The sequence below is a fragment of the Amycolatopsis sp. WAC 04169 genome (assembly GCF_003947535.1).
GTDB lineage: Bacteria > Actinomycetota > Actinomycetes > Mycobacteriales > Pseudonocardiaceae > Amycolatopsis > Amycolatopsis keratiniphila.
Window position 1 is genome coordinate 180,765 of the sequence record NZ_QHJI01000003.1, and the last position, 23,480, is coordinate 204,244.

Sequence of the window (23,480 nt, forward strand, 5' to 3'; positions counted from 1 at the left end):
AGGAATAGCGCCATGCTGCGTGCTCTGTCCGGCCTGACCACACGCGGCCGCTGCCTCCTCGCCGCCGGCGTCGCCGCGGCGGCGTGCTCGTTCGTGCTCAACGAACGGGATCTGCTGCGGGTCGCGGTGTTCGTGATCGCCCTGCCGCTGCTGGTCGCCTTCTTCATCTCGGCGACCCGGCTGCGGCTGGGCGCGGCCCGCTCGCTCCGCCCCGAACGGGTCTCGGTCGGCTCGCCGGGCGAGGTCCAGCTCGAACTCTGGCGCAACGGCAGGCTCCCGGCAGGCGAGGTGCTACTCGAAGACGGCGTGCCCTACGCGCTCGGCTCGCGGCCGCGGTTCGTCGTCGAACGTCTCCCCCACGACCGCCGCGTCGCGCTGCGGTATCCGCTGCAGCCGGTGCTGCGCGGGATCCAGCAGGTCGGCCCGCTGCGGGCGACGATCACCGACCCGTTCGGGCTGTGCGAGTTCGAACGTGAGCTGATCGGGCATTCCCGGCTGGTCGTCGTGCCGAAGGTGGCGGGCCTCTGGGGCCTGCCCAGCGGCGCCGGGATCGGCGCGGGCGACGACGGCAGCATCCGACTGCACGCCGGGCAGGGCGAGTCGGACGTGATCGTCCGGCAGTACCGCCAGGGCGACGACCTGCGGAAGGTCCACTGGCGCTCGACCGCCCGCCGCGACGAGATCATGGTCCGCGTCGAGGAGCGGCCGTGGCGCGGCGGCACCACGGTGCTGCTGGACCACCGCGCGGCGGCGCATCACGGCACCGGCCCCGCGGCGAGCCTCGAATGGGCCGTCTCGTTCGCCGCTTCCGTGGCGCTGCACCTGCGCCGCTCCGGGCACCGGGTCCGCCTGATCACCGAACACGGCCAGACCCTGGCCGACACCCCCGGCGAGGGTGGCGAGCACTACGACAACGTCGTGCTCGACGGCCTCGCCGCGCTCCAGCCCGCGCACCAGCGCGACATCACCCTCGGCCACGACCCGGCCGAGGGACAGGAACTCATCGCGGTGCTCGGCACCGTCAGCAACGAATCCGTGCACGAGCTGTCCCGGTACCGCCCCCGCGGGATCCGGAGCCTCGCCGTGCTGCTCGACACCCCCGGCTGGTCGTCCGGCGTCAACCGTCCCGAGAACCGGGCCGCCGCCACCGAGGAATCGGTGGCGCTGCTGCGAGCCGCGGGCTGGGGCGTCGTCGTCGCCGGTCCCGGTTCGCCCATGCCGCAGGTCTGGGCCGAGCTCTGCCAGACGGCCACCCGCCGGGGCACGCTGATCGGAGGCGGCCTGTGACCGCGACCGCGCCGCCCCTGCCGCACACCCCCAAACCGCGTCCCGCCGCCCCGCCGCCCGTCTGGACGAGCAGCGTGCTCGCGCCGGTCGCCGCCGGGCTCGCGACGTTGTTCGCTTCGACCTCGCTCACCGGCGTGGTCTCCGGCTGGGCGTGGTTCGGCTATCTGCTGGTCGCCGTCGTGCTGATCGCCTCGACCGGGCTGGCCCTGCGGTCGCTGCGCGCGCCGACCATCGTCGTCGGGCTGGCGCAGCTGCTGGTGCTGCTGTTCCTGATCACCGGGGCGTTCACCACCAGCGGGTTCCTGAAGATCTTCCCCGGCCCGGACGCGCTCGAAGAACTGCGCGGTGTCCTCGCCGCGGCGGCCGAGCAGATCCGCGTCGGCCTGCCCCCGGTCGAGGGCACCCCGCCGATCCTCTGCCTGATCACCATCGCGATCGGCCTGGTCGCGGTGCTGGTCGACACGCTGGCCGTGGCCGCCGCCGCGCCCGCCGCGACCGGACTGGTCCTGCTGTGCGTGTACGCCGTCCCGGCCGCGCTGGCCGAGGACATGCTGCCGTGGTGGACGTTCCTGCTCGGCGCGGCCGCGTTCGCCGGGCTGCTCGCCGTCGACGGCAACCACCCTCATCGCCGCTGGCGCAACCGGGACGCGCCCGGGCTGGGCAACTCGGCGAGCACGCTGTCGGCCCCCGTCGGCGTGGTGGCCGCCGCGATCGCGATGGGCCTGGTGATCGGCACCGCCGTCACCGGTGTCGGCACCGTCGGCAGCCTTCCCGGCGGCCAGGGTTCGGGCCGCGGTGGCGCGGGCGGCTTCGGCGTCGAGCCGTTCACCCAGCTGCGTGGCCTGCTCGACCAGGGCGAGAACGTGGAGCTGTTCAAGGTCTACGGGCTGGGCGCGGACAAGCGGCTGTTGCGCGCGTTCACCCTGGACACCTACACCCCGAACAAGGGCTGGGGGCTGGCGCAGAACGGCCGCGCCCAGCAGGGGGTGCAGGCCAACAAGGGGCTTCCGCCCGCTCCCGGTGACGACGGCGCCGGGCCCGGACGCGAGATCCGGATCGAGCCGACGAACTGGGTCGACAACTGGCTGCCGATCTACGGCGCGCCGAGGGCGCTCACCGGGCTGGCCGACAACTGGCTGTACGACCCGGTCGGCGGTGCCGTGTTCACCACGACGAAGCAGAACGCACCCGCCTACACCGAGACCGCGTCCATCAAGGAACCGTCGAAGGACGAACTCCGCCTCGACGACGCCCGTCTGGCCGAGGTGCCGCCGCAGTTCACCCAGGTCGACCGCGTCGATCCCCGCGTGGTCGCGAAGGCCAAGCAGCTGACGGAGAACGAGTCCAACAACTTCGACAAGGCGCAGGCGCTCTGGTCGTTCTTCACCGCGCAGCACGGCTTCGTCTACGACACCAAGACCGCCGACGCCACCGACTCCGACGCGCTCGCCGACTTCATCCTCAAGGGCAAACGCGGGTTCTGCGAGCAGTTCGCGTCCGCGATGGCCGTGATGCTGCGGTCGGTCGGCATCCCGTCGCGGGTCGCCATCGGCTTCACCTCCGGGACGCCGAAGGGCGATCACGTCTCGATCAGCTCCGAAGACGCGCACGCGTGGGTCGAGGTCTACTTCCAGACGAAGGGCTGGGTCAGCTTCGACCCGACCCCGCTGGTCGACGGCCGCGCGGTCGTCCCGCCGTACCTGCAGAACGACGCGGGCAGCTCCACGACCAACGACACCCAGGAGGTGCCGAGCGCGCCCGCGTCGAGCGCCCCCGCCACCGGTACCCCCCGCGACCAGGGCGAGGACCTCGGTGCCGACGGCGGCACCGGCCAGCAGGAGGAAGAGCCGCTGTGGCCCGCGATCCTCGCCGGGATCCTCGGCGGGCTGGCGGCCGCGCTGACCGTGGTCGCGATCGTGCGGTCGCGGTTGAGATACCGGGCGCTCATGCGGTCGTCCTCTTCCCCGGATTCGCCCGCACCGGAACACGGGTTCCTGGACAACCAGAACGTGACGAACTGGCTGCCGCTGATCGCGATCGCCCTGTGGGTGGCGGCGTTCGCGTTCCTCGCGGCGTGGGTGTCGTGGTGGTTCGCGCTGGCGCTGGTGGTCGTCCTCGGCGGGCTCGGCACGCCGACGGCGATCCGGGAGATCAAGCGACGGCTGAGGCTGCAGAAGATCGCGTCCCGCTCCCCCGCCGCGGCCGACGCGGCGTGGCGTGAGCTGATGGACGAGTGCGCGGACCGCGGCCTGCCGCTGTCCGGCGGCGACACGGTGCGCGTGGCCGGCCGGAAGGTCGTCGAGAAGCACCGGCTGGACGAGGAGGGCCGTTCCGGCCTGCGGACGGTCATCGGTGTCGTGGAGCGGTCCTGGTACTCGGACAAGCCCGCGGACGATCCGACGCTGGGCCCGGCCTTCGACGAGGTCCGCAAGAGCCTGAAGCGGAACGCGCCGATGTCGTGGAAGGGCCGCCTGTTCCCGCGGTCGCTGCGGCGTCGGGACAAGTAGCGCTCGTGTGCGCGTGAAGGCCTCCTTCCCTCGGCTGAGCCGAGGGAAGGGGGCCTTCACGCGCTAGAGCACCTGCCGGGGCAGGACAACGCGAACATGCCGGCAGGGCGTCGCCCTGCCGGCATGTTCGCGTGTGTGAGAGCTATTGCTCCTCGAAGCGCTGGCGGAAGCGCTCTTCCATGCGCTGGGTGAACGAGCTCCGGCGCGTGGACGACTTGCCGCCGCCACCCCCGCCGGCCCCCGGGCCACCGCTGTCCTTACCGCCCTCCGCTTCGGCTCCTTGCCGAATCGATGTGACGGCCATCATGACTCCGAAGAACATCACGAGGAACCCGAGCACGCTGATCACTGGGATCTCGGCCACCCGGATGTTGACCACCACGCCGAGCACCAACAGTGCGACGCCCACTACGAACAGGGCGATGCCCTGCAAACGCCGTCGGCGGGCGGGGCGGCGCAACCGGGTGCCTCGCACCGTGGATGCGAACTTGGGGTCCTCGGCATAGAGCTCGCGCTCGATCTGATCGAGCAGCCGCTGCTCATGCTCGGAGAGTGGCATCTTTCCTCCTCCGGCACAGCTGTCGCGGGCGCCGGGCCGCGCAACGTCATGGACCCAACAGACAACCCCAGGCGGGGTGTCTCTGTCCAGGATACGAGCCCCGCGCTCGTCCGACTACCCGATCCCGTATCCAGAAGGGATCGAATTGGCCGAAACCACCCGACTCGGCTCTCTCGAAGACGACCGAGCGGGCGATGTCACTGGTCACGAGGGGTCAGCAGTGACGCGGGCCGCACCGCGGCGGCACCGAACTTCGACCGCGCGACGTCGGCGGCGACTTCCGCATCCCGCCAACGGGGTTCGGAAGATGCGAAAAGCAGTTGTTCTCCACTACTCTCCGTGTCCAACCCTTCGACTCTTACGCCGATCAGGCGGACTGCGCCCGTCGGCGCGTGCTCGGCGAGGAGTTCGACGGCCGTGCGGTGGATGTCGCGGGCCACGTCCACTCCTACGGCGGTTGTCCTCGCGCGGGTGATGGTCTTGAAGTCCGCGAACCGGACCTTGATCGACACCGTCCGCCCGCGAAGGCCCCGTCGGCGCAGGGTGGCGGCAACGCGCTCCGACAGCCGGAGCAGCTCCAGCCCGAGCGCCGCGCGGTCGTGGAGGTCGACGTCGAAGGTCACTTCGGCGCCTATCGACTTGTCCGGTGACTCCGGGACGACCTTGCGGTCGTCGTGCCCGTTCGCGAGCGCGTACAGGTGCTCCCCCAGCGCCCGCCCGAGCGACCGCCTCAGCCTCGCCAGTGGAGCGGCGGCGACGTCGGCGATGGTGTGGAGCCCCTGTTGCCGCAGGTGCTCCTCGGTGCGCTTGCCGACGCCCCACAGCGCCGAGACGGGCAGCGGGTGCAGGAACGCGAGTGTCTCGGCCGCCGGGACGACGACCATGCCGTCCGGTTTCGCCATCCCGGACGCCAGCTTCGCGACGAACTTGACCTTCGCGACGCCGACCGAGCAGCTGATGCCGAAGTCGGCGAACACCCGCTCCCGGATCCGGGCCCCGAGCCGTGCGGGCGAGGAGTCCAGCCGTTTGAGCGCCCCGCTGACGTCCAGGAAGGCCTCGTCCAGGCTCAGCGGCTCCACCAGTGGCGTCAGCTCGCGGAAGATCCCCATGACGCCCTGGGACACCTCGCCGTAGAGCCCCGGCGTCGGGGTGATGCAGATCAGCTGCGGGCAGAGCCGTTTCGCCGTCGAGAACGGCATGGCCGACCGGACGCCGAACTCGCGCGCCGCGTAGCTCGCGGCCGCGACGACCGACCTCGGGCCGCCACCGGAGACGACCACCGGCTTGCCCGCAAGCTCCGGGCGGGTGCGCAGCTCACAGGACACGAAGAAGGCGTCCATGTCGACGTGCAGCAGGCCGCAGCCGGTGTCGTCGGGCCAGGTGGTGGCCCCGGTCGTCACGCGGTAGCGGGCCATCCCTCCGGGCAGTTCGGCGTTTCGTCCCACGGGCAGACGCTAGCCCGGCCCACCGACAATTCCGGCCGCGCGGTCAGGCGGGCCGGTGGGCCAGCAGGTGCAGCCGGCTTGAGATGTCCCGCAACGGCGGGACCGACGCCGCCGCCAGCTCGAACTCGGCCAGGTCGTCTTCCCGCACCCCGCCGGGCACGAAGTCGGCGACGACGCCGTCGCCCTGCAGCAAGGTCACCTCGAGGCCCACCTCGATCAGCTGGGCGCGCAGGGCCTCGGCGTCGAAGCGCCGCAGCACGGTCTCCCGGCCACCGCCGAGCACGCCGCTTTCGGCCGCGAGCAGCTCCCGCGCCTCGCCGAGGCGTCCGGCCAGCGCACGCTGCAGGATCGCGGCGTTCCGGTTCGCCACCAGCACCGAGACCGCGCCGCCGGGTTTGACCGCGGTGGCCAGCGCGGCGAGCACGAGCGCCGGGTCGTCGACGACTTCCAGCAGGCCGTGCGCGAGGACGAGGTCGGCCGATCCGGCGGCGACGTGGGCGCCGAGCGCGTCGGAGTCGTCGGCGATCACCGTGATGCTGCCGGAGACGCCCTCCTCCTCGGCGCGGCGGCGCAGGGTCGCCAGCGCGTTGGGATTCGGTTCGACCACGGTCACCAGGCAGCCCGCCGAGGCCAGCGGCACCGCCCAGCCGCCGCTGCCGCCGCCGACGTCGACGACGTGCGGCTGTTGTGCGCCTCGCGCCCGTGCGGCCCGGAGTTCTGCTTCGAGAACCCGGCGAACCGCCCCCGATCCCCGCGTGGCCACGGTGTCCGTCTTCATAAACGCACAGGGTAATGCCCGCCTTCGCCGGCCCGTCGGGTGTAGTCCGATGCGGTGTTCGACACCTTGCCACGGGGCTGCCCCGCCGACTGCCCGTAGGCTGTATCGAGTGCACACGGTCGCTGTTCTCAGCCTGAAGGGTGGCGTCGGTAAAACGACGGTCGCCCTCGGTGTCGCGTCCGCCGCGCTGCGTAGGGGCGCCCGGACCCTCGTGGCCGACCTCGACCCGCAAGGCAACGCCACCACCTCGCTGGACCCGCCCTTCACCGATCGCACGCTGGCCGACGTCCTCGAGACGCCGGCGCGTTCGGTGCTCGAACGCGCGATCGCGCCCAGCGTGTGGAGCGACCAGATCGACGTCCTCGTCGGCGCCGAAGAGCTGGAGATGCTCAACGAGCCCGACGCCGACAGCCGTCGCCTGGAGAACCTCTCCCGGGCGCTCGACGAGCTGCACACGAACCCGCTGCGCGAGGAACCCTACGAACTGGTGATCCTCGACTGCCCGCCGTCGCTGGGCAGGCTGACCCGCTCCGCGCTGGTGGCCGCGGACAGCGCCCTGATCGTCACCGAGCCCACGATGTACGCCGTCTCCGGCGCCCGCCGCGCGCTCGACGCGATCGAGAAGATCCGCGAGGAGCAGAACCCGGGGCTGCGGCCGATCGGCGTCGTGGTCAACAAGCTCCGCGTGCGCTCCTACGAGCACCAGTTCCGGGTGGCCGAGCTGCGGGAGAACTTCGGCCCGCTGGTGATGCCGACGGCCATCCCGGACCGGCTCGCCGTGCAGCAGGCGCAGGGCGCGTGCAGCCCGATCCACGAATGGCACTCCCCCGGCGCGCAGGAGATCGCGCTCACCTTCAACATGGTGCTCGCGAAGGTCCTGCGGTCGAGCCGGGCCGGGCGGCATCGCGTCCGCGGCGAAGAAGAGCCCGAGACCACCGAGGCGCCCGCCAAGCTGAGCGACACCGGCACGGGATAGGCGCCGATGCCCGAAGGCGACACCGTCTTCCTCGCCGGCAAGGTCCTCGACAAGGCGTTGGCGGGCAAGACCTTGCTGCGCGGCGAGTTCCGGGTCCCCCAGCTGGCCACGACGGATCTCGCCGGACGTGACGTGCTCGGCGTCGGCACGGTCGGCAAACATCTGCTGACCCGTCTCTCCGGCGATCTGACGCTGCACAGCCATCTGCGGATGGACGGCAAGTGGGACGTCTACCGGGCGGGAGCGCGCTGGCGGCATCCGGCGCATCACGCGCGGGTCATCCTGGCCACCGAGGACCTGCAGGCGATCGGCTTCCGCGTGCACGACCTCGAACTCGTGCCCACGGACGAGGAAGACCGCCTGGTCGGCCATCTCGGCCCGGATCTGCTCGATCCACAGTGGACGGACGAACTGGCGGGGCGGGCGGCGGCCGCGCTGGCCGCGGATCCGGAGCGCGAACTGGGCGACGCCCTGCTGGATCAGCGGATCATGGCCGGGATCGGGAACATGTACAAGGTCGAGATGTGCTTCCTGCTCGGTGTCACCCCGTGGACACCGGTGTCCGAAGTGGACACGGCGAAAGCGGTCGCGCTCGGCCGCAAACTGCTGAAGAGCAACGCCTGGCGCACCTCGCAGACCACCACCGGCGATCTGCGGCGCGGCCGCGAGCACTGGGTCTACGAACGGACCAAACAAGGCTGCTTCCGGTGCGGCGGGCGGCTGAAGGTCGCGCCCCAGGGCGACGGGTACCAGGCGAGGCCGACCTGGTTCTGCCCGAAATGCCAGTCCGGGCCCGCTCCCGGCGGCTAAGCTGGACCCGTGACGCTGTTCAAGCTCCCGCTCTACGGGGCCGACACCGAACGCGGCGACCTCGCTCCCTGAGCCGCCCGCTCCCTCCGCACGTCACCCTTCACTTCTCCCAGGGAGCTTTGTCATGCCCGGAATCCTCACGGGCGAGGCGCTGCGCGCGTTCGTGCACGCCCTGCCCAAGGTCGAACTGCACGTCCACCTCGTCGGCTCGGCGAGCCTGCCCACGGTGCTGGAGCTGGCCCGCCGCCGCCCGTCCGCGGGCGTGCCCACCGAACCCGCGGCGCTCGCCGAGTTCTTCACCTTCCGCGATTTCCCGCATTTCCTCCGCAACTACCTGGCGGTGACGTCGCTCGTGCGCGACGCCCGCGACATCCACACCCTCGTCACCGGGCTGGCGGCCGACCTGGCCACGCAGAACGCCCGCTACGCCGAGGTGACCGTGACGCCGTACAACCACGTCCTCGACGGCATGCCGGCCGACGATCTCCTCACCGGGCTCGCCACCGGACGGGCGGCCGCGCGGGCGGACCACGGCGTGGAACTGGCCTGGTGCTTCGACATTCCCGGCGAGAAAGGAGTCGTCGCCGGCCGCGAGACGGTCGTGTTCGCGCTGCGCGAACGCCCCGAAGGGCTGGTGTCCTTCGGCCTCGGCGGCCCCGAGGTCGGTGTCGGCCGTGCGCAGTTCGCGCCCTTCTTCACCGCGGCGAGGGAGGCGGGGCTGCACAGCGTCCCGCACGCCGGCGAGACCACCGGGCCCGCCACCGTCTGGTCGGCGGTGCACGATCTCGGCGCGGAGCGGATCGGGCACGGCGTCGGCGCGCACACCGATCCGGCACTGCTGGAATACCTTGCCGTGCAACGGATCCCGCTGGAGGTCTGCCCCACGTCGAATCTGCGGACCGGGCAGTTCCCCTCGATCGCGGCGCATCCCGTGCGGCGGCTGCTCGACCACGGCGTGACGGTCACGCTCAACACCGACGATCCGCCGATGTTCGGCGCCACCCTCGACGGCGAGTACGTGGCGGTGGCCGAGACTCTCGGGCTCACGGCGGCCGAAATCGCCCTGTTCGCGAAGAACGCCGTGGACGCCTCTTTTCTGCCCTCGGCGGACAAGACCATCCTGCTGCGGGAGATCGACGAAATCTTGTTGCAGGACCCCGAACTCCTCGCATAGCGTGGCGGTACACGAGAGAGGAGGTGGTCCAAAGTTGTATTCCAACAGGACTCGTGAGGTGGCTGTCCGCTAGCGGACCCCACGCGTAGGACTTCAGAGCAGCGATACAACGCAAGTTGGAGCCACCTTCGGCTCGTCGTCTCTGCTTCGCGTGATGCCTGCTAGCGAATACCAGGCAGTCACCGGGCCCCCGAGGTTCCCGAGCACCGGTCCGGCTCGGGCCCGGACGCCGATTCCCGGCGTCCGGGAGCCGCCTCGGGGGTACCCCTGTTTCCGGGGCGGGCGGACCATCCGCCGCCCCGAAGGACCGTCCGCCGCAGTTCCGCCCCCGGGAACCCCGCGAACTGGATAGCCTGTCGCCATGCTGAGGCCCGATTTCCCGATCATCACCCAGCGACTGACCCTCCGCGCCTTCACTTCCGCGGATCTCGACGAACTCAACTCGTTCCAGTCCCGCGCCGACGTCGCCCGCTACCTCTACTGGGGCCCGCGCAGCCGGGCCGAATCCGCCGCCGCGCTCGCCAAACGGGTGCACAGCAGCACCCTGTCCAAGGAAGGCCAGTTCCTCGCAGTGGCGGCGGAACTGACCGAGACCGGTCAGCTGATCGGCGACCTGAACCTCGAGTACCTCAGCAGCGAGCACCGCCAGGGCGAGATCGGGTTCGTCTTCCATCCCGATCACCACGGGAAGGGTTTCGCCGCGGAGGCCGCGGTCGAAGTCCTGCGGCTCGGGTTCGAGGACCTCGGCCTGCACCGGATCATCGGCCGCTGTGACGGGCGCAACACCTCGTCCGCCGCGCTGATGGAGCGTCTCGGCATGAAGAAGGAGGCGCATCTGCGGCAGAACGAGATCGTGAAGGGCGAGTGGTGTGACGAACTCGTCTTCGCGATGCTCGAAGACGAGTGGAAGGCGAGGCGCTAGAGCTCACCAGGCATGATGGGGCCGTGCTCTTCGACAAGATCGTCCGCCCCGCTCTCTACCGGGTCTCCGGCAGCGACCCCGAAACCGTGCACGAACGCACCATCGGTTCGCTCGCCAGGCTGAGCCGGGTCTCCCCCGCGCTCGCCGCGCTCGGCCGCGTCTACCGGACGGACGATCCGGTCACCTTCCTCGGGCTGCGCTTCCCGAACCGGGTCGGCCTCGCCGCCGGGATGGACAAGAACGGCCGCGCGCTGCACGCCTGGCCCGCGCTGGGCTTCGGCTTCGTCGAGGTCGGCACGGTCACCCGGTATCCGCAGCCGGGCAACGACAAACCGCGGCTGTTCACCCTCGCCGAGACCGACGCGGTGATCAACCGGATGGGCTTCAACAACGAAGGCGCCGAAGCGCTCGCCGCCCGGCTCGCCGCGACCGGGAAGCCGCCGGTGCCGCTCGGCGTCAGCATCGGCAAGTCCAAGGTGACGCCGCTCGACGAAGCCGTCGAGGACTACCGGTTCTCGCTGCGCGCCTTGTACCCGTACGCCGACTACTTCGCGATCAACGTCAGCTCCCCGAACACCCCGGGGTTGCGCGCGCTGCAGGACAAGTCCGCGCTGGCCGAACTTCTCGCCGAGCTGCGCGAGACCTCGGCCGAGCTCGCCGGCGACGCGAAGCCGACGCCGGTGCTGGTGAAGGTCGCCCCCGACCTCACCGACGAAGCCCTCGCGGAACTGCTGGAGGTCTGCCTCGACCACGGCGTCGCCGGGCTGATCGCGACCAACACGACGCTGTCGCGCGAAGGGATCGCCCCGCCCGAGGCCGCGATCGGCGAGCAGGCGGGCGGGTTGTCCGGCCGCCCGCTCACCGCGCGCTCGGTCGAGGTGGTGCGGTTCGTGCACGGCGAAACCGGCGGCAAGCTGCCGATCATCGGCGTCGGCGGGATCTTCGACGCCGGCGCCGCCGCGCGGATGCTCGACGCCGGCGCCGGTCTCGTCCAGCTCTACACCGGGTTCGCCCTGCACGGTCCCGGTCTGGTCAAGCGGGTCGCCCGAGGTCTCGCGGCCCGGCCGTACTGACGAACCTGAGGTAGGCACGCCAGCACTGGTATCGCGTCAGCTCCGTCGCCGTCGCCGTGGCGGCCTGGTCGCACAGGACGGCCAGCGGCGTTTCCCCGTTCTCCAGCCGGATCCGGCCCAGGACGAACGGGGCGGGCAGCGTGGCGGCGAAGGCACCGAGAGCGGCGGGCGAGAGCCGCCAGCGTTCACCCGAAAGCATCGTGTGCTCGCCCGTGGCGCTCACCGGCACCACCCCCGGCTGGGGCGGATCGGTGGGCAGCAACACCATCCGGTAGCCCTCGCCGGTCTGGACCGGCCCGGTGAACCGCGCCCCGGCCCGGACCAGGCTGCCGTTCAACGGCTGCCCGCGCAGATGCGCGCCGAACACCACGAGATCCGCACCCGGTGCGGGATAAGGGAAATCGGCCTGTTCGTCGGTAAGCACGGCGGCGAGGTCGATGGCGACCTGGTCGTCGAACGGCCGCACCACCACCGAAACCCCGTACGGCCCGAGATCCGACGGCGACGCCGGAACCGTGACGGCGGCGAGGTCGAGCAGGTTGACGAACGCCGTGAAGCGTTCCAGCCGCTTCGAGACACCGTCCGGATCGGACAACGCCTCGGCGACGTCGGGATGGTCCGCGACGGTCGGGAGCACGAGGGCGTCGTACTCGGACAGCATCCGGAGCGCGAGCATCCCGGCTTCGGCGACACGGTGCCTGTCGGCGGTGAAGCCGTCGTCGTGGATCAGTTCGCCCACTTTCAGCAGAGCCGAGACCTCCACGGTCTCCACGAGGGCACCGGACGCCCTCAGCGCCGAAACCGCGCCGAGGAAAGCGGATCGGGATTGCAGCGAAAGGCCGGTGAGCGTGTCGGAGCCCGGGATCGCCACCCGGGGCCGGTCGCCCGCCGACAGCCGGACGTCCGGAGGCCAGTCACGGGCGAGCGGGTCGATCCCGTCGGGACCGGTCATCAGGCCCAGCGCGCGTTGCCCCAGGGTGAGGCTGCGGGCGAACAGAGCGATCCCGCCGCATGGCGCGGCACCGGTCTTCGGCACGAGACCCAGCGTCGGCTTCAGCCCGACGATCCCGTTGAGCGAAGCGGGAATCCGGCCCGCGCCCGCCGTGTCCGTGCCGACGCCCAGATCGACGAGGCCGAGCGCGACGGCGACGGCCGCACCGCTGCTCGCGCTCCCGGAGACCCTGTCGGTGTTCAGCGCCGCGCTCACGGCGCCGTACGGGCTGCGGGTGTGCTCGAGGTCGCCGCCGAACCGGTCGCAGTTGGTCTTGCCGAGCACGACCGCCCCGGCCGCGGTCAGCCGGGACACGGCGGTGGCGCCGGTGGCGCGGACCTCTTCCCCCGCCATGGGAAGACCGGCGACGTCGACCACGTCCGCGACCGCCACCAAGGTGCCCGCGAGCGGCAGGTCCGCGCCCGCGCGCAGCCGCTCGTCGACGGCTTTCGCGTCCACGAGGGCGTCTTCCACCGGGCGGAGGGTGATCCAGACGTCGGGGCGGTCGACTTCGGAAATCCGGTCGTAGGCGGCTATGACGCGCTGGTACGAGCTGGGAGGCGGGACGGGGGTCGGCTCTGGTTCCGGGGGGAGCGTCGTCACTGGGCGTCCTTTCCTCGGTGGGGACGAGAAAGACCACTGCGCGAGATCCACTGTGTCCGGTCCGCCACCCTGGGACGCCCGCTCACGCGGGCTGGGTTCAGGCCCGGGCTGGGATGAGCACTGCGTGCATGTAGGAAACGTTAAGCATCGCGGGTCGCCGTCACCAGCGGATTCGGGTCACGCGAGCGTTTCGGTACCACACAGTGAGCATGTCGTTACGCAATGGAGTATTAGCGACGACGAATGAGACGATGGTCCAGGAAAGCGCCTGCTCAGGCGCCGTGCGGCTGGGCGCGACTCGCGTGATCGAACGCCGAACTCGCGTGATTGGAGGCGAAACTCCATGATGCGCCTCCAATCACGCAAGTTACGCCTTCAATCACGCGAGTTCCGGGTTCAGGAGAGTTCGCGCAGGGCCATCGCGAGGCCGGCGAGCTTGTCGGTCGCGTCGGAGAGCTGCTCCTTGGACGACGTCATGCCGTCCGAGCTCGCCGCGACGGTGTGCCCGGCGGCCGCGACGAGACCGCCGTAGCCGTCGAGGCCGTCTTCGAGTTGCTCGCGCAGTTGCTTGATGGCGGCGTCGAGGGCGCCGCGTTCCCGCTCGGGCGCGGCGTCGCGGCCGCGTTCGATGGCCTGGATCCGGCCGGCCAGCCCGCGCAGGGCCTGCGCCGCCTCGGCGGCGGTGGTGCGAGCGTCCGCGACGGCGATCTCCGAGACCGGCATGGTGCCGAGCGACGTCGGCTGCGAAAGCTGGCGAAGCAGCTCCGCCAGCGAAGCCTCGCTCTCGGCGAGGCGCTCCATCGGCTCCCGCGCGACCGACCGTGCCGGGGGCAGCGGCGGCGGAGTGGCGGGGGCGGCGGGCAGCACGGTGCGATTGAGCGTCCGCAGCCGCAGCCCCGACTTCACCCCGAAAGTCCCGAAGATGACGGCGAAGGCGCCGCCCGCGAGGGCCTGGAGGACGTCGGCCTGACCGTCCTTCAACAGGCCGGTGCCCGCGACGACGGCGAACAGTCCACAAAGGAAGGTGAGGAGGATCCAGAACGTCAGTGCCCGCGAGGCCCGGCGTTTGCGTCGCTCCAGTTTGGCGGCGGGTTCGTTCCAGCGCGCCCATTTGGCCTTCGCGTCGGCCACGACCGGGATCTGTCCCGCGGCCATCGACGTCAGCTGCTGCGAGATCTTCGGCATGGCGGGCACCTGCGGGCGGGGCCGCGGCGGCGCCGGCTGAGCGGGCCGCGAGGAACCCTGCTCGGAGGGCGGGATGTAGCGCTGCAGCTTCTCCTGCGCGCGCTGGGCGTAGTCGGGCAGCTTCTCGATGTGCTTCTCAAGCTTGGCGGTGAACTCCCCGAAGTCCTTGCGCCTGCCCTGCCCCATGCCCTCTCCCCTGTCTTCTGGTGAGACCGGTCCCGCACCCGCGCGGGGTGCGGGACCGGCTCCCGGTGGTGTGTCAGGCGGGGTTCTTGCCCTGTTCGGCCTGAACCCGTGCCTGGATCTCACGCTGGATGTCCGCGGAGCTCGACGCCTTCGGCGCGGCGGCGGTCTTGCCGTCGGTCACCTGAGCGACGGAGTCACCCTTCATGGACGCGCGGATCTGCTCCAGCCGCGAGTGCCCCGCGAGCTGCGTCGTGGAGGCCTGGACCTCCATCATCCGGCCCTGGACGGAGTTCTGTGCGAGTTCGGCCGAGCCGAGCGCGGTGGTGTAGCGCTTCTCGATCTTGTCGCGAACGTCTTCCAGCGACGGGGTGTTGCCCGGCGCGGCCAGCTGGCTCATCTGGTTCAGCGAAGCGGAGACCTGCTCCTGCATCTTCGCCTGCTCCAGCTGCGAGAGCAGCTTGGTGCGCTCGGCCAGCTTCTGCTGCAGCATGGTCGCGTTGCGCTCGACGGCCTTCTTCGCCTGCTCCGCCGCCTGAAGCGACTGGTCGTGCAGGGTCTTGAGGTCCTCGATGCTCTGCTCGGCGGTGACGAGCTGCGCGGCGAAGCTCTCCGCCGCGTTCTCGAACTCGGTCGCCTTCTGCTCGTCGCCCTTGGCACGCGCCTCGTCGGCGAGCACCAGCGCCTGGCGGGTCGAAGCCTGCAGCTTCTCCACGTCGCCGAGCTGGCGGTTCAGCTTCATCTCCAGCTGGCGCTGGTTACCGATCACCGAGGCGGCCTGCTGGGTCAGCGCCTGGTGGTTGCGCTGCGCCTCCTCGATGGCCTGCTGGATCTGTACCTTCGGGTCGGCGTGCTCGTCGATCTTCGACGAGAACGCCGCCATCATGTACTTCCAGAACTTCACGAACGGGTTGGCCATCTCCTCCGCCTGCCTTCTCGCATCCCACGGGCTGTTACCTCGAGGTGGGGCGTCCCCTCTGTGATGTTGCAACGTCCCGACCCCGGCGTTGAGTTCCATCGTGTCAGGTCGGCGTCCCGCGTTCCAGGCGACCCCGACGGAATTCAGGGATCCCCCTGACTGTGATGTCCACGACGTTTCGGGTTCACCCTCCGTCAGCGGCGCAGCGCGGTCTCCTCGCGCATGCGTGACAACTTCTCGGGATTGCGCACCGCGTAGAGCCCGGTGACGAGTCCGTCCTCCACGCGCAGCGCGACGACCGTGTCGACCTCCCCACCGAGCCGGAGGATCAGCGCGGGATGGCCGTTGACCTGCGCCGTGGCCATCGTCGCCGCCTCGTCGCGGACCGGACGGCTCGCGGCCAGCAGCGGCGCGACCAGCGCGGCACCCACCACCGGCTCCAGCACGGCCTGCACCATTCCGCCGCCGTCGCCGAGGAAGACGACGTCCGGGGACAACACGTCGAGCAGTCCCTGCAGGTCACCGGTCCGGACCGCGCGGTGGAACGCGTCGAGCACGTCCTTGGTCTCGCCGGGGGACGCGGCACCACGCGGCCGCCGGGCGGCGACGTGCGCCCGCGCCCGGTGGGCGATCTGGTGGACCGCCGCCTGGGTCTTGCCGACGGCTTCGGCGATCTCGCCGTAGGGCACGTCGAACACCTCACGCAGCACGAAGACCGCGCGCTCGGTCGGGGTGAGGGTCTCCAGCACCAGCAGCATCGCCATCGACACGCTGTCGGCCAGCTCGACGTCGTCGGCCACGTCGGGGCTGGTGAGCAGGGGTTCGGGCAGCCAAGGACCGACGTAGGACTCCTTGCGGCGGCCGAGCGTGCGCAGCCTGCCGAGCGCCTGGCGGGTGGTGACGCGGACGAGGTACGCGCGCGGGTTCTCCACGGTGCCGAGGTCGACACCCGACCAGCGCAGCCAGGTCTCCTGGAGGACGTCCTCCGCGTCCGCGGCCGAACCGAGCATCTCGTAGGCGACGGTGAACAGCAGGTTCCGGTGGGCGACGAACGCCTCCGTGGCGGTGTCGGACATGGACTCGCTCCTGTTCTCGGCGACGGCGTGGTCCACACCAGACGCCGCGTCCCGTCGCTTTCTGACACGTCCACGCCGTGGCGCTCGTCACGCGCCGGGCCTGTCAGCGCGGCCGGACCGCCGGCATCTGGTGGTCGTCAAGTTCGGCACACGACCACGAAAGAGGACGCGATCATGGATTCCCGTTTCGACCTGAACGGCACCGACCTCGGCGCCAAGCTCGGCAAGCGCTTCGCCAACGTGAGTGTGGGCATCAAGGGTTCGGCCCTGCCCAAGGTCACCCAGGAACTGGTTTCGCTGCGGGCCAGCCAGCTCAACGGCTGCGGGTTCTGCGTCGACGCCCACGCCAAGGACCTGGCGGCCGCCGGGGAACCCGCGGTCCGGGTTAACCTGGTCGCCGCCTGGCGCGAGTCGACGGTGTTCACCGAGGCCGAGCAGGCCGCGCTGGCGCTCGCGGAGGAGGGCAGCCGGATCGCCGACGCGCACCCTGGTGTCTCCGACGAGACCTGGGCGCTGGTGCGGAAGCACTACGACGACGATCAGGTCGCCGCACTGGTCTACCTGGTCGCGATGATCAACGCCGCCAACCGGCTGCTCGTGATCACGCACACCAAGGGCGGCTCCTACCGGGCGGGCACGTTCGACGCGAACTGACGCCGAAGAGGCCCCAGGCGGACTGCCTGGGGCCTCTCCCGTTCACGACCTTTGCTAGGCGGCGACCATCTTCGGTGCGGAGATCGTCGTCCGCAGCGTGGGACTCATCCGCGGCGGCGGCGAGATCCGCAGGTCGGCCAGATCGTTGCCGATCAGCTCGGACACCAGACGGCCGCCTTCGAGCTCGCCCGCTTCGGCGCTTTCCCGCTCCGGAGCGCGCCTCTTGCCCGCTTCGACCTTCTCGTCCACCGGGGCGACCTCGACGTTGTCCATCGCCGAGACGTCCGCCGCGACCTTGTGCAGGAGTTCGCCCAGCGGAAGGTCCAGGGCCTCGCAAATGGACGCCAGCAGCTCGCTGGACGCCTCCTTCTGCCCGCGCTCGACCTCGGACAGGTAACCGAGGCTCACCCTGGCGGCGCGGGAGATGTCCCGCAGCGTTCGACGCTGGTTCGTGCGGGCGTGTCGGAGCCGGTCGCCGATCGCCTCGCGCAACAGCACGGTCATCACGCGCCTCCCTTCCAGGACTGACTACCCCCTACGTTACCCAGAGCGGTGCCCTGGGCGCAGGTGTTGACACGGCAATACGCCAAGGGCGAACGCGGCGATCATGCGAGATGTTCCCCCAGCAGGGCGAACGCGCCGGAGACGGCACCCGCCCTGACCGAGGCCCGATCACCGCTCAAGCCCAGCGTACGGACGGTGAGCGTGTCCGGCCCGGCGAGGCCGACGTGGACGACGCCGGGCGCGACGCCGTCCTGTCCGTCCGGGCCCGCGACGCCGGTCAGCCCGAGGCCCCACGTGGCGCCGCACCGATCCCTCGCGCCGGCGGCCAACTGCGCCGCGACCTCGGGATGCACGGCGCCGTGGGAGGCGAGGAGGTCTTCGTCGACCCCGGCCAGTTTCGCCTTGAGGTCGGTGGCGTAGACCACCAGCCCGCCTCGCACGACGGCACTCGATCCGGGGACCTCGGTCAGCGTCGCGCAGACCAGACCGGCGGTCAGCGACTCGGCCGTCGCCACCGTCTCCCCACGCTCGATCAGGTGAGTGATCAAGGTCTCAGCCTTCATGCGCCCGCGGCACGCCTTCCGGCCGCGCGCAGCCGGACCGCGCGCACGACGTAGTCGAGTCCGGTCACGACGGTCAGCACGAGCGCGAGCCCCATCAGCACCCAGCGCACCGGCTCGGCCGACGCGGGCAGGGGCAGCAGGTACGCGGTGATGGCCGCGATCTGCGCGAGCGTCTTCGCCTTGCCGCCCCGGCTGGCCGGGATGACGCCGTGCCGGATCACCCAGAACCGCAGCAGCGTCACGCCGATCTCGCGGACCGCGATGACGATGGTGACCCACCAGCCCAGTTCGCCGAGCACGCTCAGCCCGATCAGCGCGGCGCCGATCAGCGCCTTGTCCGCGATCGGGTCGGCGATCTTGCCGAAGTCGGTGATCAACCCGTACTTGCGCGCGACCCAGCCGTCGACCTGGTCGGTGAACGACGCGATCGCGAACAGCGCGGTGGCGATCGCCCGCCAGAACGTGTCCTCCCCGTCCCCGGCGAACAGCGCCATCACGAACAGCGGCACCAGCACCAGCCGCGACATCGTCAGCAGGTTCGCCAGGTTCAGGGTCGGGACCGGGGTGGCCTCGGGTACCCGGGCGGACTCACCGCCCGTCCCCTCACCGGCCCCGGCGTCGCTCGGGGCGGCATTCACCGGTCGGCCTCGGGCGGCGCGGGCCGCACGATCAGGTCGACGCCCTCGGAGTCGACGACCTCGCAGCGGACGAAGTCGCCCACCGCGAGCTTGGGCAGGTCTTCGGTCTCGACGAGGACGCATTCGCCGTCGACCTCGGGGGCCTGGTGCGCGGCGCGGCCGATCGGGTCCTCGCCGTCCTCCGCCTGCTCGATCAGGACGTCGACGAAGTCGCCGATCCGGTCTTCGGCCCGCTGCGAGGTCAGCTCCTCGACCAGCGCGGAGATCCGCGCGACCCGCTCGGCGACCACGGCCCCGTCGAGTTTGCCGTCGAAGGTCTCGGCCTCGGTGCCGTCTTCGTCGGAGTACCCGAAGACGCCCACCGCGTCGAGCCGCGCGCCGGTGAGGAAGCGCTCCAGCTCGGCGAGGTCCTCCTCGGTCTCGCCGGGGAACCCGACGATGACGTTGGTGCGGATGCCGGCGTTGGGCGAGAACTCCCGGATCTGGTCGCACAGCGCGAGGAACGAGTCCGTGGAGCCGAAGCGGCGCATGCGGCGCAGCACGGTCTCGCTGGAGTGCTGGAAGGACAGGTCGAAGTAGTCGGCGACGCCCGGGGTGGTCGCGATGGCCTTGACCAGGCCGGGGCGCGTCTCGGCGGGCTGCAGGTACGAGACGCGGACGCGTTCGATGCCCGGCACCGCGGCCAGGCGCGGCACCAGCAGCTCCAGCGCGCGGGCGCCATCGCGGCCGAAGTCCTTGCCGTAGGAGGTGGAGTTCTCCGAGACGAGGAAGACCTCCTTGACCCCGTTCTCCGCGAGCCACATGGCCTCGGCGACGATCTCGTCCGGCTGCCGCGACACGAAGGAACCGCGGAAGGACGGGATCGCGCAGAACGAGCAGCGACGGTCACAGCCGGAGGCGATCTTCAGCGCGGCCACCGGCGAGGTGTCGAGCCGCGTCCGCAGCACGCGCGGACCCCAGCCGTGCTGCGCGTGCCCCGGCACCTCGACCGACTCGGCGGCGGTCGGGCGCTGGACCGGGCTGATCGGCAGCAGCTTGCGGCGGTCGGAGGGCGTGTGCGACTCGACCTTGCGGCCGGCCACGACGTCGTCGAGACGCTCCGCGAGGTCCGCGTAGTGATCGAAGCCCAGGACCGCGTCGGCCTCGGGCAGGCTCTCTGCCAGCTCGTTGCCGTAGCGCTCGGCCATGCAGCCGACGGCGACGACCTTCTTGCCGGTGTCGGAGGCCGCGAGCAGCGTGTCGACGGAGTCCTTCTTCGCGGACTCGACGAAGCCGCAGGTGTTGACGACCACGACGTCGGAGTCCTCGGGCTCGGCGGCGAGCTCCCAGCCGCCCGCCGCCAGCCGTCCGGCGAGTTCCTCGGAATCGACCTCGTTGCGGGCGCAACCGAGGGTCAACAAGGAAACGCGACGGGTGGCGACAGGATCAGTGGTGGGAGAAGGCACGTGCCTTAGGGTAGCTGGCCTGTTCGCGGGGTCGGCGATCGCTCGCTCGGGCGAGCCCTCGACCGGGCCGGGCGCCGGGGATGGCTTAATGGTGGACGTGCCCTCAGACCCTCTCCCGCACCGCCGCCCCACCGTCCGCCGGGCGCGGATCGCGGACGTCCGCAAGATCAAGGCGCTGGTCGACTCCGACGCCGGGACGGTGCTGCTGGAGAAGGAACTCGTCACCCTCTACGAGAGCGTCCAGGAGTTCTGGGTGGTCGAGGACGGCGACGACGTGCTCGGCTGCGGCGCGCTCCACGTGCTGTGGGAGGACATCGCCGAGCTGCGCACCATCGCGGTCGACAAGGACTCCCGGGGGCGCGGCATCGGGCACGCGCTGGTGGGGCAGCTGATCGACTTCGCGCGCGAGATCGGGCTGAAGCGGCTGTTCGTGCTGACCTTCGAGACCCACTTCTTCGCCGGGCACGGGTTCGTCGAGATCGACGGGACGCCGGTGACCCAGGAGGTCTACGAGGAGATGCGGCGCTCGGCGGATCCGGGTGTCGCGGAGTTCCTGGACCTGCCGTACGTGAAGCCGAACACCTTGGGCAACAGCCGGATGCTGCTGGAGCTTTAACCCTTCGCCGCGTGGCGCGCGACCCGGACGCGGTTGCCGCACAGCGACGGCGTGCACCACACCCGGCGGCTGTTGGCCGCCACGAACAGCATCGAGCAGTCGTGCGCGCCGCATCGCCGCAGCTGAGCCGCGCGCGGCCCGGACACGAGGTCGATCGCCGCGACCGCGACCGCGGCGAGCGCTATCTCGCCGCCGTCCTCGCCGTGCCAGCACGTCTCCGCTCGCCCGTCGATCAGCCGCGGGCTGGTCGGGACGGCGGCCGCGGCCGCGTTCACCCGCTCCACCGCCCACGCCTCGGGCTCCCGCTTCGCCACGACCGCCTCCAGCAGCTCACGCACCGCCGAACGCAGGCGCCTCGTCTGCTCGGCCGACGGTGCCCGGGCGCCTTCGGGCAAGGCTTGAGTCGCCCAGAACTTCGCGTGCCCGTCGTCGAGCAGGTCGATCGACGGCGAGACGGCCAGCATGACCGTGTCGGCGAGGTTCACCGCGAGATCGTCACCGGGAAGCGAGTCGAGATCGAGCATGCCTTGACACTATCAGGTACTAATGGTTCGAGACAGTTTTAACCATTAGGGAGTGCTCATGGCGACCATCCGGCACCGTTCCGTCAAGCTCGGCGACGTCGAGGTCTTCTATCGCGAAGCCGGCGACCCCGACGCGCCCGTGCTGCTCCTGCTGCACGGCTACCCGACGTCTTCGCACCAGTTCGTGCGGCTGATGCGCCGTCTCGCCGGACGCTGGCGGCTCATCGCCCCGGACCTGCCCGGCTTCGGGCAGACCGTCACTCCCGAGGGCTTCACGTTCACCTTCGACCGGCTCGCGGAGGTCGTCGGAGACTTCGTGGACGCGCTGGAACTGCGGCGGTACGCGCTCTACGTCTTCGATTTCGGCGCCCCGACGGGCCTGCGGCTGGCCGTCTCGCGGCCGTCCCAGATCACGGCGCTGATCACGCAGAACGGCAACGCCTACGTCGAGGGGCTCGGCCCGGCGATGCCGGACTTCCCTTCCCTGACCGACGAAACCGAGGCACGGCGGGGATTCGAGGCGATCCTCGAACCGGAACAGATCCGCTACCAGTACACCGGCGCACGCGATCCGGAGACCATCGATCCCGCGAACTACCTGCTGGACGAGTACTTCCTCGGCCTGCCCGGCCGGGCGGAGGCGATGCTGGACCTGTTCTGGGACTACCGGAACAACCCGCCCGCGTATCCGAAGTTCCAGGCGTGGCTGCGTGAAGCCCAGCCGCCCGTGCTCGCCGTCTGGGGTCGCAACGACCCGTTCTTCGTCCCGGCGGGGGCCGAGGCTTTCCGGAATGATGTCCCCTCGGCGGAGGTTCACCTCTTCGACACCGGGCATTTCGCGCTGGAAGAGGATCTCGAACCGATCAGCGAGCTGATCGACCGCTTCCTGGCGAAGCATCTGTAGAAGGGCGGCATATGGACACCTCGGTCACCGATCATCTGCTCAGCACGACGCGAGCGGTCCGCCGCAAGCTCGACCTGGACCGGCCGGTCGAGCCCGAGGTGCTCGACGAGTGCCTGCGGCTCGCGCTGCAGGCGCCCACGCCGGGCAACCAGCAGGCGTGGCGGTGGCTAGTCGTGCGGGATCAGGGCGTGAAGGACCGGCTGTCCGAGCTGTTCCGGCGGGTCGGGAAGGCATACCTGGAGACGAACGCGGCGGCGCTGGGCGAGGCGATCACCGAGCCCTCGGTGGCGCGGGCGTTCGCTTCGGGACAGCACCTGATCGACGTGATCGACCGGGTGCCCGTGTTCGTCATCCCCTGCCTGACCGGCAGGCCGAGCGGCGACAACGCGACCGACGCCGCCTTCTACGGCGGGATCTTCCCGGCGGTGTGGAACTTCCAGCTGGCGCTGCGGTCACGCGGCCTCGGCTCGACACTCACGACGTACCACCTGACCCACGAGGCGGAGGCGGCCGAAATCCTCGGCATCCCCGCCAACGTCACGCAGGTCGGGCTGCTGCCGGTCGCCTACACGACGGTGCCGGACTTCAAACCCGCGGCGCGGGTGCCGCTGTCCGAAGTCGCGTATCTCGACGGGTGGGGCAACCCGCTCTAAGCCTTGGACACCCGCAGGGTGACCTGGTCGCCCCCCGAACTCACGGCGACCAGGTCCACCCGGCAGGCGGCGAACTCGGCGGACTGCCTGCCACCACGTCCGGTGGAGGCGAGGGCCGCCGTCGTCCGCTCGCCGCGTCCCGGTTCGGCCAGGGTCAGCTCGACCACGGCCTCCCCTTCCCAGACGCAGACCATTCCCGTGGCGCAGCGGGAATCGGACACCAGGCGAGCGAAGCGGATGCTGACGTCCTTCGACGCGACCTCGGTCGTGTCACCGGCCTTGAGGACGACGGTCTCCCCCAGCTCGACGCTGGTCTGGGCGTCGCGGGCGGGCTGAGGCCGTTGCACCGGCGCGGGCTGGGCCGGTGCAGGTTGTTCGCGCGCGGCGGAGCTACCGGCCCCGCAGGCGAGGCCGAGCAGTGCGCAGAGGACGACGAGCAGCTTCTTGAGGTCCACGGGTCATGGACGTAGCGGAGGCTCCGGTCCGTTGCA

At 70.9% G+C, this 23,480-nt stretch carries 24 protein-coding genes; 11 read left to right on the forward strand and 13 right to left on the reverse strand.

The window, feature by feature from the left end:
* The first annotated feature begins 12 nt into the window (after positions 1–12).
* Together DMC61_RS09020 and DMC61_RS09025 are read left to right on the forward strand one after the other, a co-directional pair.
* Positions 13–1,287 carry a DUF58 domain-containing protein gene (locus tag DMC61_RS09020; protein WP_125688387.1) on the forward strand — a complete coding sequence of 425 codons (1,275 nt, stop codon included), beginning with the start codon at positions 13–15 and terminating at the stop codon, positions 1,285–1,287.
* Positions 1,284–3,794: a DUF3488 and transglutaminase-like domain-containing protein gene (locus tag DMC61_RS09025; RefSeq protein ID WP_125688389.1), complete on the forward strand. Its 2,511-nt coding sequence runs from the start codon at positions 1,284–1,286 to the stop codon at positions 3,792–3,794. The genes DMC61_RS09020 and DMC61_RS09025 overlap by 4 nt, the downstream gene beginning before the upstream one ends.
* 142 nt (positions 3,795–3,936) lie before the next feature.
* On the opposite strand, the gene DMC61_RS09030 is transcribed toward DMC61_RS09025, so the two are convergent.
* The 3 genes from DMC61_RS09030 to DMC61_RS09040 all read right to left on the reverse strand — a co-directional run bounded on the left by DMC61_RS09030 (position 3,937) and on the right by DMC61_RS09040 (position 6,576).
* Positions 3,937–4,353, reverse strand: a complete 417-nt coding sequence (locus DMC61_RS09030) for a DUF3040 domain-containing protein (RefSeq protein WP_016332659.1) — start codon at positions 4,351–4,353, stop codon at positions 3,937–3,939.
* A gap of 197 nt (positions 4,354–4,550) precedes the next feature.
* On the reverse strand, positions 4,551–5,768 hold the full coding sequence (gene dinB / locus DMC61_RS09035; protein ID WP_125688463.1) for a DNA polymerase IV: 1,218 nt from the start codon (positions 5,766–5,768) through the stop codon (positions 4,551–4,553).
* 73 nt (positions 5,769–5,841) lie between these two features.
* Positions 5,842–6,576, reverse strand: a complete 735-nt coding sequence (locus DMC61_RS09040; RefSeq protein WP_125688391.1) for a methyltransferase domain-containing protein — start codon at positions 6,574–6,576, stop codon at positions 5,842–5,844.
* A 109-nt stretch (positions 6,577–6,685) separates the two neighbouring features.
* Here DMC61_RS09040 and DMC61_RS09045 point away from each other — a divergent pair, with 109 nt between their 5' ends.
* The 5 genes from DMC61_RS09045 to DMC61_RS09065 all read left to right on the forward strand — a co-directional run bounded on the left by DMC61_RS09045 (position 6,686) and on the right by DMC61_RS09065 (position 11,531).
* Positions 6,686–7,552, forward strand: a complete 867-nt coding sequence (locus tag DMC61_RS09045; RefSeq protein WP_125688393.1) for a ParA family protein — start codon at positions 6,686–6,688, stop codon at positions 7,550–7,552.
* Positions 7,553–7,558: 6 nt separating this feature from the next.
* On the forward strand, positions 7,559–8,362 hold the full coding sequence (locus tag DMC61_RS09050) for a DNA-formamidopyrimidine glycosylase family protein (RefSeq protein ID WP_125688395.1): 804 nt from the start codon (positions 7,559–7,561) through the stop codon (positions 8,360–8,362).
* Between the two features lie 124 nt (positions 8,363–8,486).
* The gene (gene add, locus DMC61_RS09055) at positions 8,487–9,536 is read left to right on the forward strand and encodes an adenosine deaminase (RefSeq protein WP_125688397.1); all 1,050 of its coding nucleotides are present in this window, start codon (positions 8,487–8,489) and stop codon (positions 9,534–9,536) included.
* Between the two features lie 361 nt (positions 9,537–9,897).
* A complete protein-coding gene (locus tag DMC61_RS09060; protein WP_125688399.1) occupies positions 9,898–10,458 on the forward strand; it encodes a GNAT family N-acetyltransferase in 561 nt (186 codons plus the stop codon).
* Between the two features lie 23 nt (positions 10,459–10,481).
* The gene (locus DMC61_RS09065; protein ID WP_125688401.1) at positions 10,482–11,531 is read left to right on the forward strand and encodes a quinone-dependent dihydroorotate dehydrogenase; all 1,050 of its coding nucleotides are present in this window, start codon (positions 10,482–10,484) and stop codon (positions 11,529–11,531) included.
* On the opposite strand, the gene DMC61_RS09070 is transcribed toward DMC61_RS09065, so the two are convergent.
* The 4 genes from DMC61_RS09070 to DMC61_RS09085 all read right to left on the reverse strand — a co-directional run bounded on the left by DMC61_RS09070 (position 11,491) and on the right by DMC61_RS09085 (position 16,488).
* Positions 11,491–13,125: an amidase family protein gene (locus DMC61_RS09070; RefSeq protein WP_125688403.1), complete on the reverse strand. Its 1,635-nt coding sequence runs from the start codon at positions 13,123–13,125 to the stop codon at positions 11,491–11,493. The genes DMC61_RS09065 and DMC61_RS09070 overlap by 41 nt on opposite strands.
* A gap of 396 nt (positions 13,126–13,521) precedes the next feature.
* Entirely contained in the window at positions 13,522–14,496 is a 975-nt protein-coding gene (locus DMC61_RS09075; protein ID WP_125688405.1) for a hypothetical protein, read from the reverse strand.
* 73 nt (positions 14,497–14,569) lie between these two features.
* Positions 14,570–15,412: a PspA/IM30 family protein gene (locus DMC61_RS09080; protein WP_007029352.1), complete on the reverse strand. Its 843-nt coding sequence runs from the start codon at positions 15,410–15,412 to the stop codon at positions 14,570–14,572.
* 194 nt (positions 15,413–15,606) lie between these two features.
* On the reverse strand, positions 15,607–16,488 hold the full coding sequence (locus DMC61_RS09085; protein WP_125688407.1) for an RNA polymerase sigma-70 factor: 882 nt from the start codon (positions 16,486–16,488) through the stop codon (positions 15,607–15,609).
* A 174-nt stretch (positions 16,489–16,662) separates the two neighbouring features.
* On the opposite strand from DMC61_RS09085, the gene DMC61_RS09090 reads away from it, so the two are divergent.
* Positions 16,663–17,142 (forward strand): carboxymuconolactone decarboxylase family protein, encoded by a 480-nt coding sequence (locus DMC61_RS09090; RefSeq protein ID WP_125688409.1) that lies wholly within the window; start codon positions 16,663–16,665, stop codon positions 17,140–17,142.
* Positions 17,143–17,196: 54 nt separating this feature from the next.
* Here the strand turns inward: DMC61_RS09090 and DMC61_RS09095 are convergent, their stop codons facing one another.
* The 4 genes from DMC61_RS09095 to rimO form a co-directional block, all read right to left on the reverse strand.
* Positions 17,197–17,646 carry a helix-turn-helix domain-containing protein gene (locus DMC61_RS09095; RefSeq protein ID WP_043847994.1) on the reverse strand — a complete coding sequence of 150 codons (450 nt, stop codon included), beginning with the start codon at positions 17,644–17,646 and terminating at the stop codon, positions 17,197–17,199.
* 101 nt (positions 17,647–17,747) lie between these two features.
* Positions 17,748–18,209 carry a CinA family protein gene (locus DMC61_RS09100; protein WP_125688411.1) on the reverse strand — a complete coding sequence of 154 codons (462 nt, stop codon included), beginning with the start codon at positions 18,207–18,209 and terminating at the stop codon, positions 17,748–17,750.
* Positions 18,206–18,847: a CDP-diacylglycerol--glycerol-3-phosphate 3-phosphatidyltransferase gene (gene pgsA / locus DMC61_RS09105; RefSeq protein WP_016332646.1), complete on the reverse strand. Its 642-nt coding sequence runs from the start codon at positions 18,845–18,847 to the stop codon at positions 18,206–18,208. Before pgsA ends, DMC61_RS09100 begins: the two co-directional genes overlap by 4 nt.
* On the reverse strand, positions 18,844–20,292 hold the full coding sequence (rimO, locus tag DMC61_RS09110) for a 30S ribosomal protein S12 methylthiotransferase RimO (RefSeq protein WP_125688413.1): 1,449 nt from the start codon (positions 20,290–20,292) through the stop codon (positions 18,844–18,846). The genes pgsA and rimO overlap by 4 nt, the downstream gene beginning before the upstream one ends.
* 88 nt (positions 20,293–20,380) lie before the next feature.
* Here rimO and DMC61_RS09115 point away from each other — a divergent pair, with 88 nt between their 5' ends.
* Positions 20,381–20,908 (forward strand): amino-acid N-acetyltransferase, encoded by a 528-nt coding sequence (locus DMC61_RS09115; protein ID WP_016332644.1) that lies wholly within the window; start codon positions 20,381–20,383, stop codon positions 20,906–20,908.
* Here DMC61_RS09115 and DMC61_RS09120 read toward each other — a convergent pair.
* Positions 20,905–21,432, reverse strand: a complete 528-nt coding sequence (locus DMC61_RS09120) for an ABATE domain-containing protein (RefSeq protein ID WP_125688415.1) — start codon at positions 21,430–21,432, stop codon at positions 20,905–20,907. The two genes, DMC61_RS09115 and DMC61_RS09120, sit on opposite strands and share 4 nt — an antisense overlap.
* Before the next feature lie 58 nt (positions 21,433–21,490).
* Between DMC61_RS09120 and DMC61_RS09125 the strand changes: the two genes are divergently transcribed.
* Both DMC61_RS09125 and DMC61_RS09130 read left to right on the forward strand, forming a co-directional pair.
* The gene (locus DMC61_RS09125) at positions 21,491–22,336 is read left to right on the forward strand and encodes an alpha/beta fold hydrolase (protein ID WP_125688417.1); all 846 of its coding nucleotides are present in this window, start codon (positions 21,491–21,493) and stop codon (positions 22,334–22,336) included.
* 11 nt (positions 22,337–22,347) lie between these two features.
* Positions 22,348–22,989 carry a nitroreductase family protein gene (locus tag DMC61_RS09130; protein WP_125688419.1) on the forward strand — a complete coding sequence of 214 codons (642 nt, stop codon included), beginning with the start codon at positions 22,348–22,350 and terminating at the stop codon, positions 22,987–22,989.
* Here the strand turns inward: DMC61_RS09130 and DMC61_RS09135 are convergent.
* Positions 22,986–23,444: a hypothetical protein gene (locus tag DMC61_RS09135; protein WP_125688421.1), complete on the reverse strand. Its 459-nt coding sequence runs from the start codon at positions 23,442–23,444 to the stop codon at positions 22,986–22,988. The two genes, DMC61_RS09130 and DMC61_RS09135, sit on opposite strands and share 4 nt — an antisense overlap.
* Positions 23,445–23,480 lie beyond the last annotated feature (36 nt).

Excerpts from the sequence above, each read along its gene's own strand:
- DMC61_RS09100 (WP_125688411.1), bottom strand. The coding sequence starts at position 18,209 with ATGAAGGCTGAGACCTTGATCACTCACCTGATCGAGCGTGGGGAGACG.
- DMC61_RS09085 (WP_125688407.1), bottom strand. The coding sequence starts at position 16,488 with ATGTCCGACACCGCCACGGAGGCGTTCGTCGCCCACCGGAACCTGCTG.
- DMC61_RS09075 (WP_125688405.1), bottom strand. The coding sequence starts at position 14,496 with ATGGGGCAGGGCAGGCGCAAGGACTTCGGGGAGTTCACCGCCAAGCTT.
- dinB (WP_125688463.1), bottom strand. The coding sequence starts at position 5,768 with ATGGCCCGCTACCGCGTGACGACCGGGGCCACCACCTGGCCCGACGAC.
- DMC61_RS09115 (WP_016332644.1), top strand. The coding sequence starts at position 20,381 with ATGGTGGACGTGCCCTCAGACCCTCTCCCGCACCGCCGCCCCACCGTC.
- DMC61_RS09080 (WP_007029352.1), bottom strand. The coding sequence starts at position 15,412 with ATGGCCAACCCGTTCGTGAAGTTCTGGAAGTACATGATGGCGGCGTTC.
- DMC61_RS09090 (WP_125688409.1), top strand. The coding sequence starts at position 16,663 with ATGGATTCCCGTTTCGACCTGAACGGCACCGACCTCGGCGCCAAGCTC.
- DMC61_RS09095 (WP_043847994.1), bottom strand. The coding sequence starts at position 17,646 with ATGACCGTGCTGTTGCGCGAGGCGATCGGCGACCGGCTCCGACACGCC.
- DMC61_RS09040 (WP_125688391.1), bottom strand. The coding sequence starts at position 6,576 with ATGAAGACGGACACCGTGGCCACGCGGGGATCGGGGGCGGTTCGCCGG.
- add (WP_125688397.1), top strand. The coding sequence starts at position 8,487 with ATGCCCGGAATCCTCACGGGCGAGGCGCTGCGCGCGTTCGTGCACGCC.
- DMC61_RS09050 (WP_125688395.1), top strand. The coding sequence starts at position 7,559 with ATGCCCGAAGGCGACACCGTCTTCCTCGCCGGCAAGGTCCTCGACAAG.
- DMC61_RS09020 (WP_125688387.1), top strand. The coding sequence starts at position 13 with ATGCTGCGTGCTCTGTCCGGCCTGACCACACGCGGCCGCTGCCTCCTC.
- DMC61_RS09060 (WP_125688399.1), top strand. The coding sequence starts at position 9,898 with ATGCTGAGGCCCGATTTCCCGATCATCACCCAGCGACTGACCCTCCGC.
- DMC61_RS09030 (WP_016332659.1), bottom strand. The coding sequence starts at position 4,353 with ATGCCACTCTCCGAGCATGAGCAGCGGCTGCTCGATCAGATCGAGCGC.
- DMC61_RS09120 (WP_125688415.1), bottom strand. The coding sequence starts at position 21,432 with ATGCTCGATCTCGACTCGCTTCCCGGTGACGATCTCGCGGTGAACCTC.
- DMC61_RS09125 (WP_125688417.1), top strand. The coding sequence starts at position 21,491 with ATGGCGACCATCCGGCACCGTTCCGTCAAGCTCGGCGACGTCGAGGTC.
- DMC61_RS09130 (WP_125688419.1), top strand. The coding sequence starts at position 22,348 with ATGGACACCTCGGTCACCGATCATCTGCTCAGCACGACGCGAGCGGTC.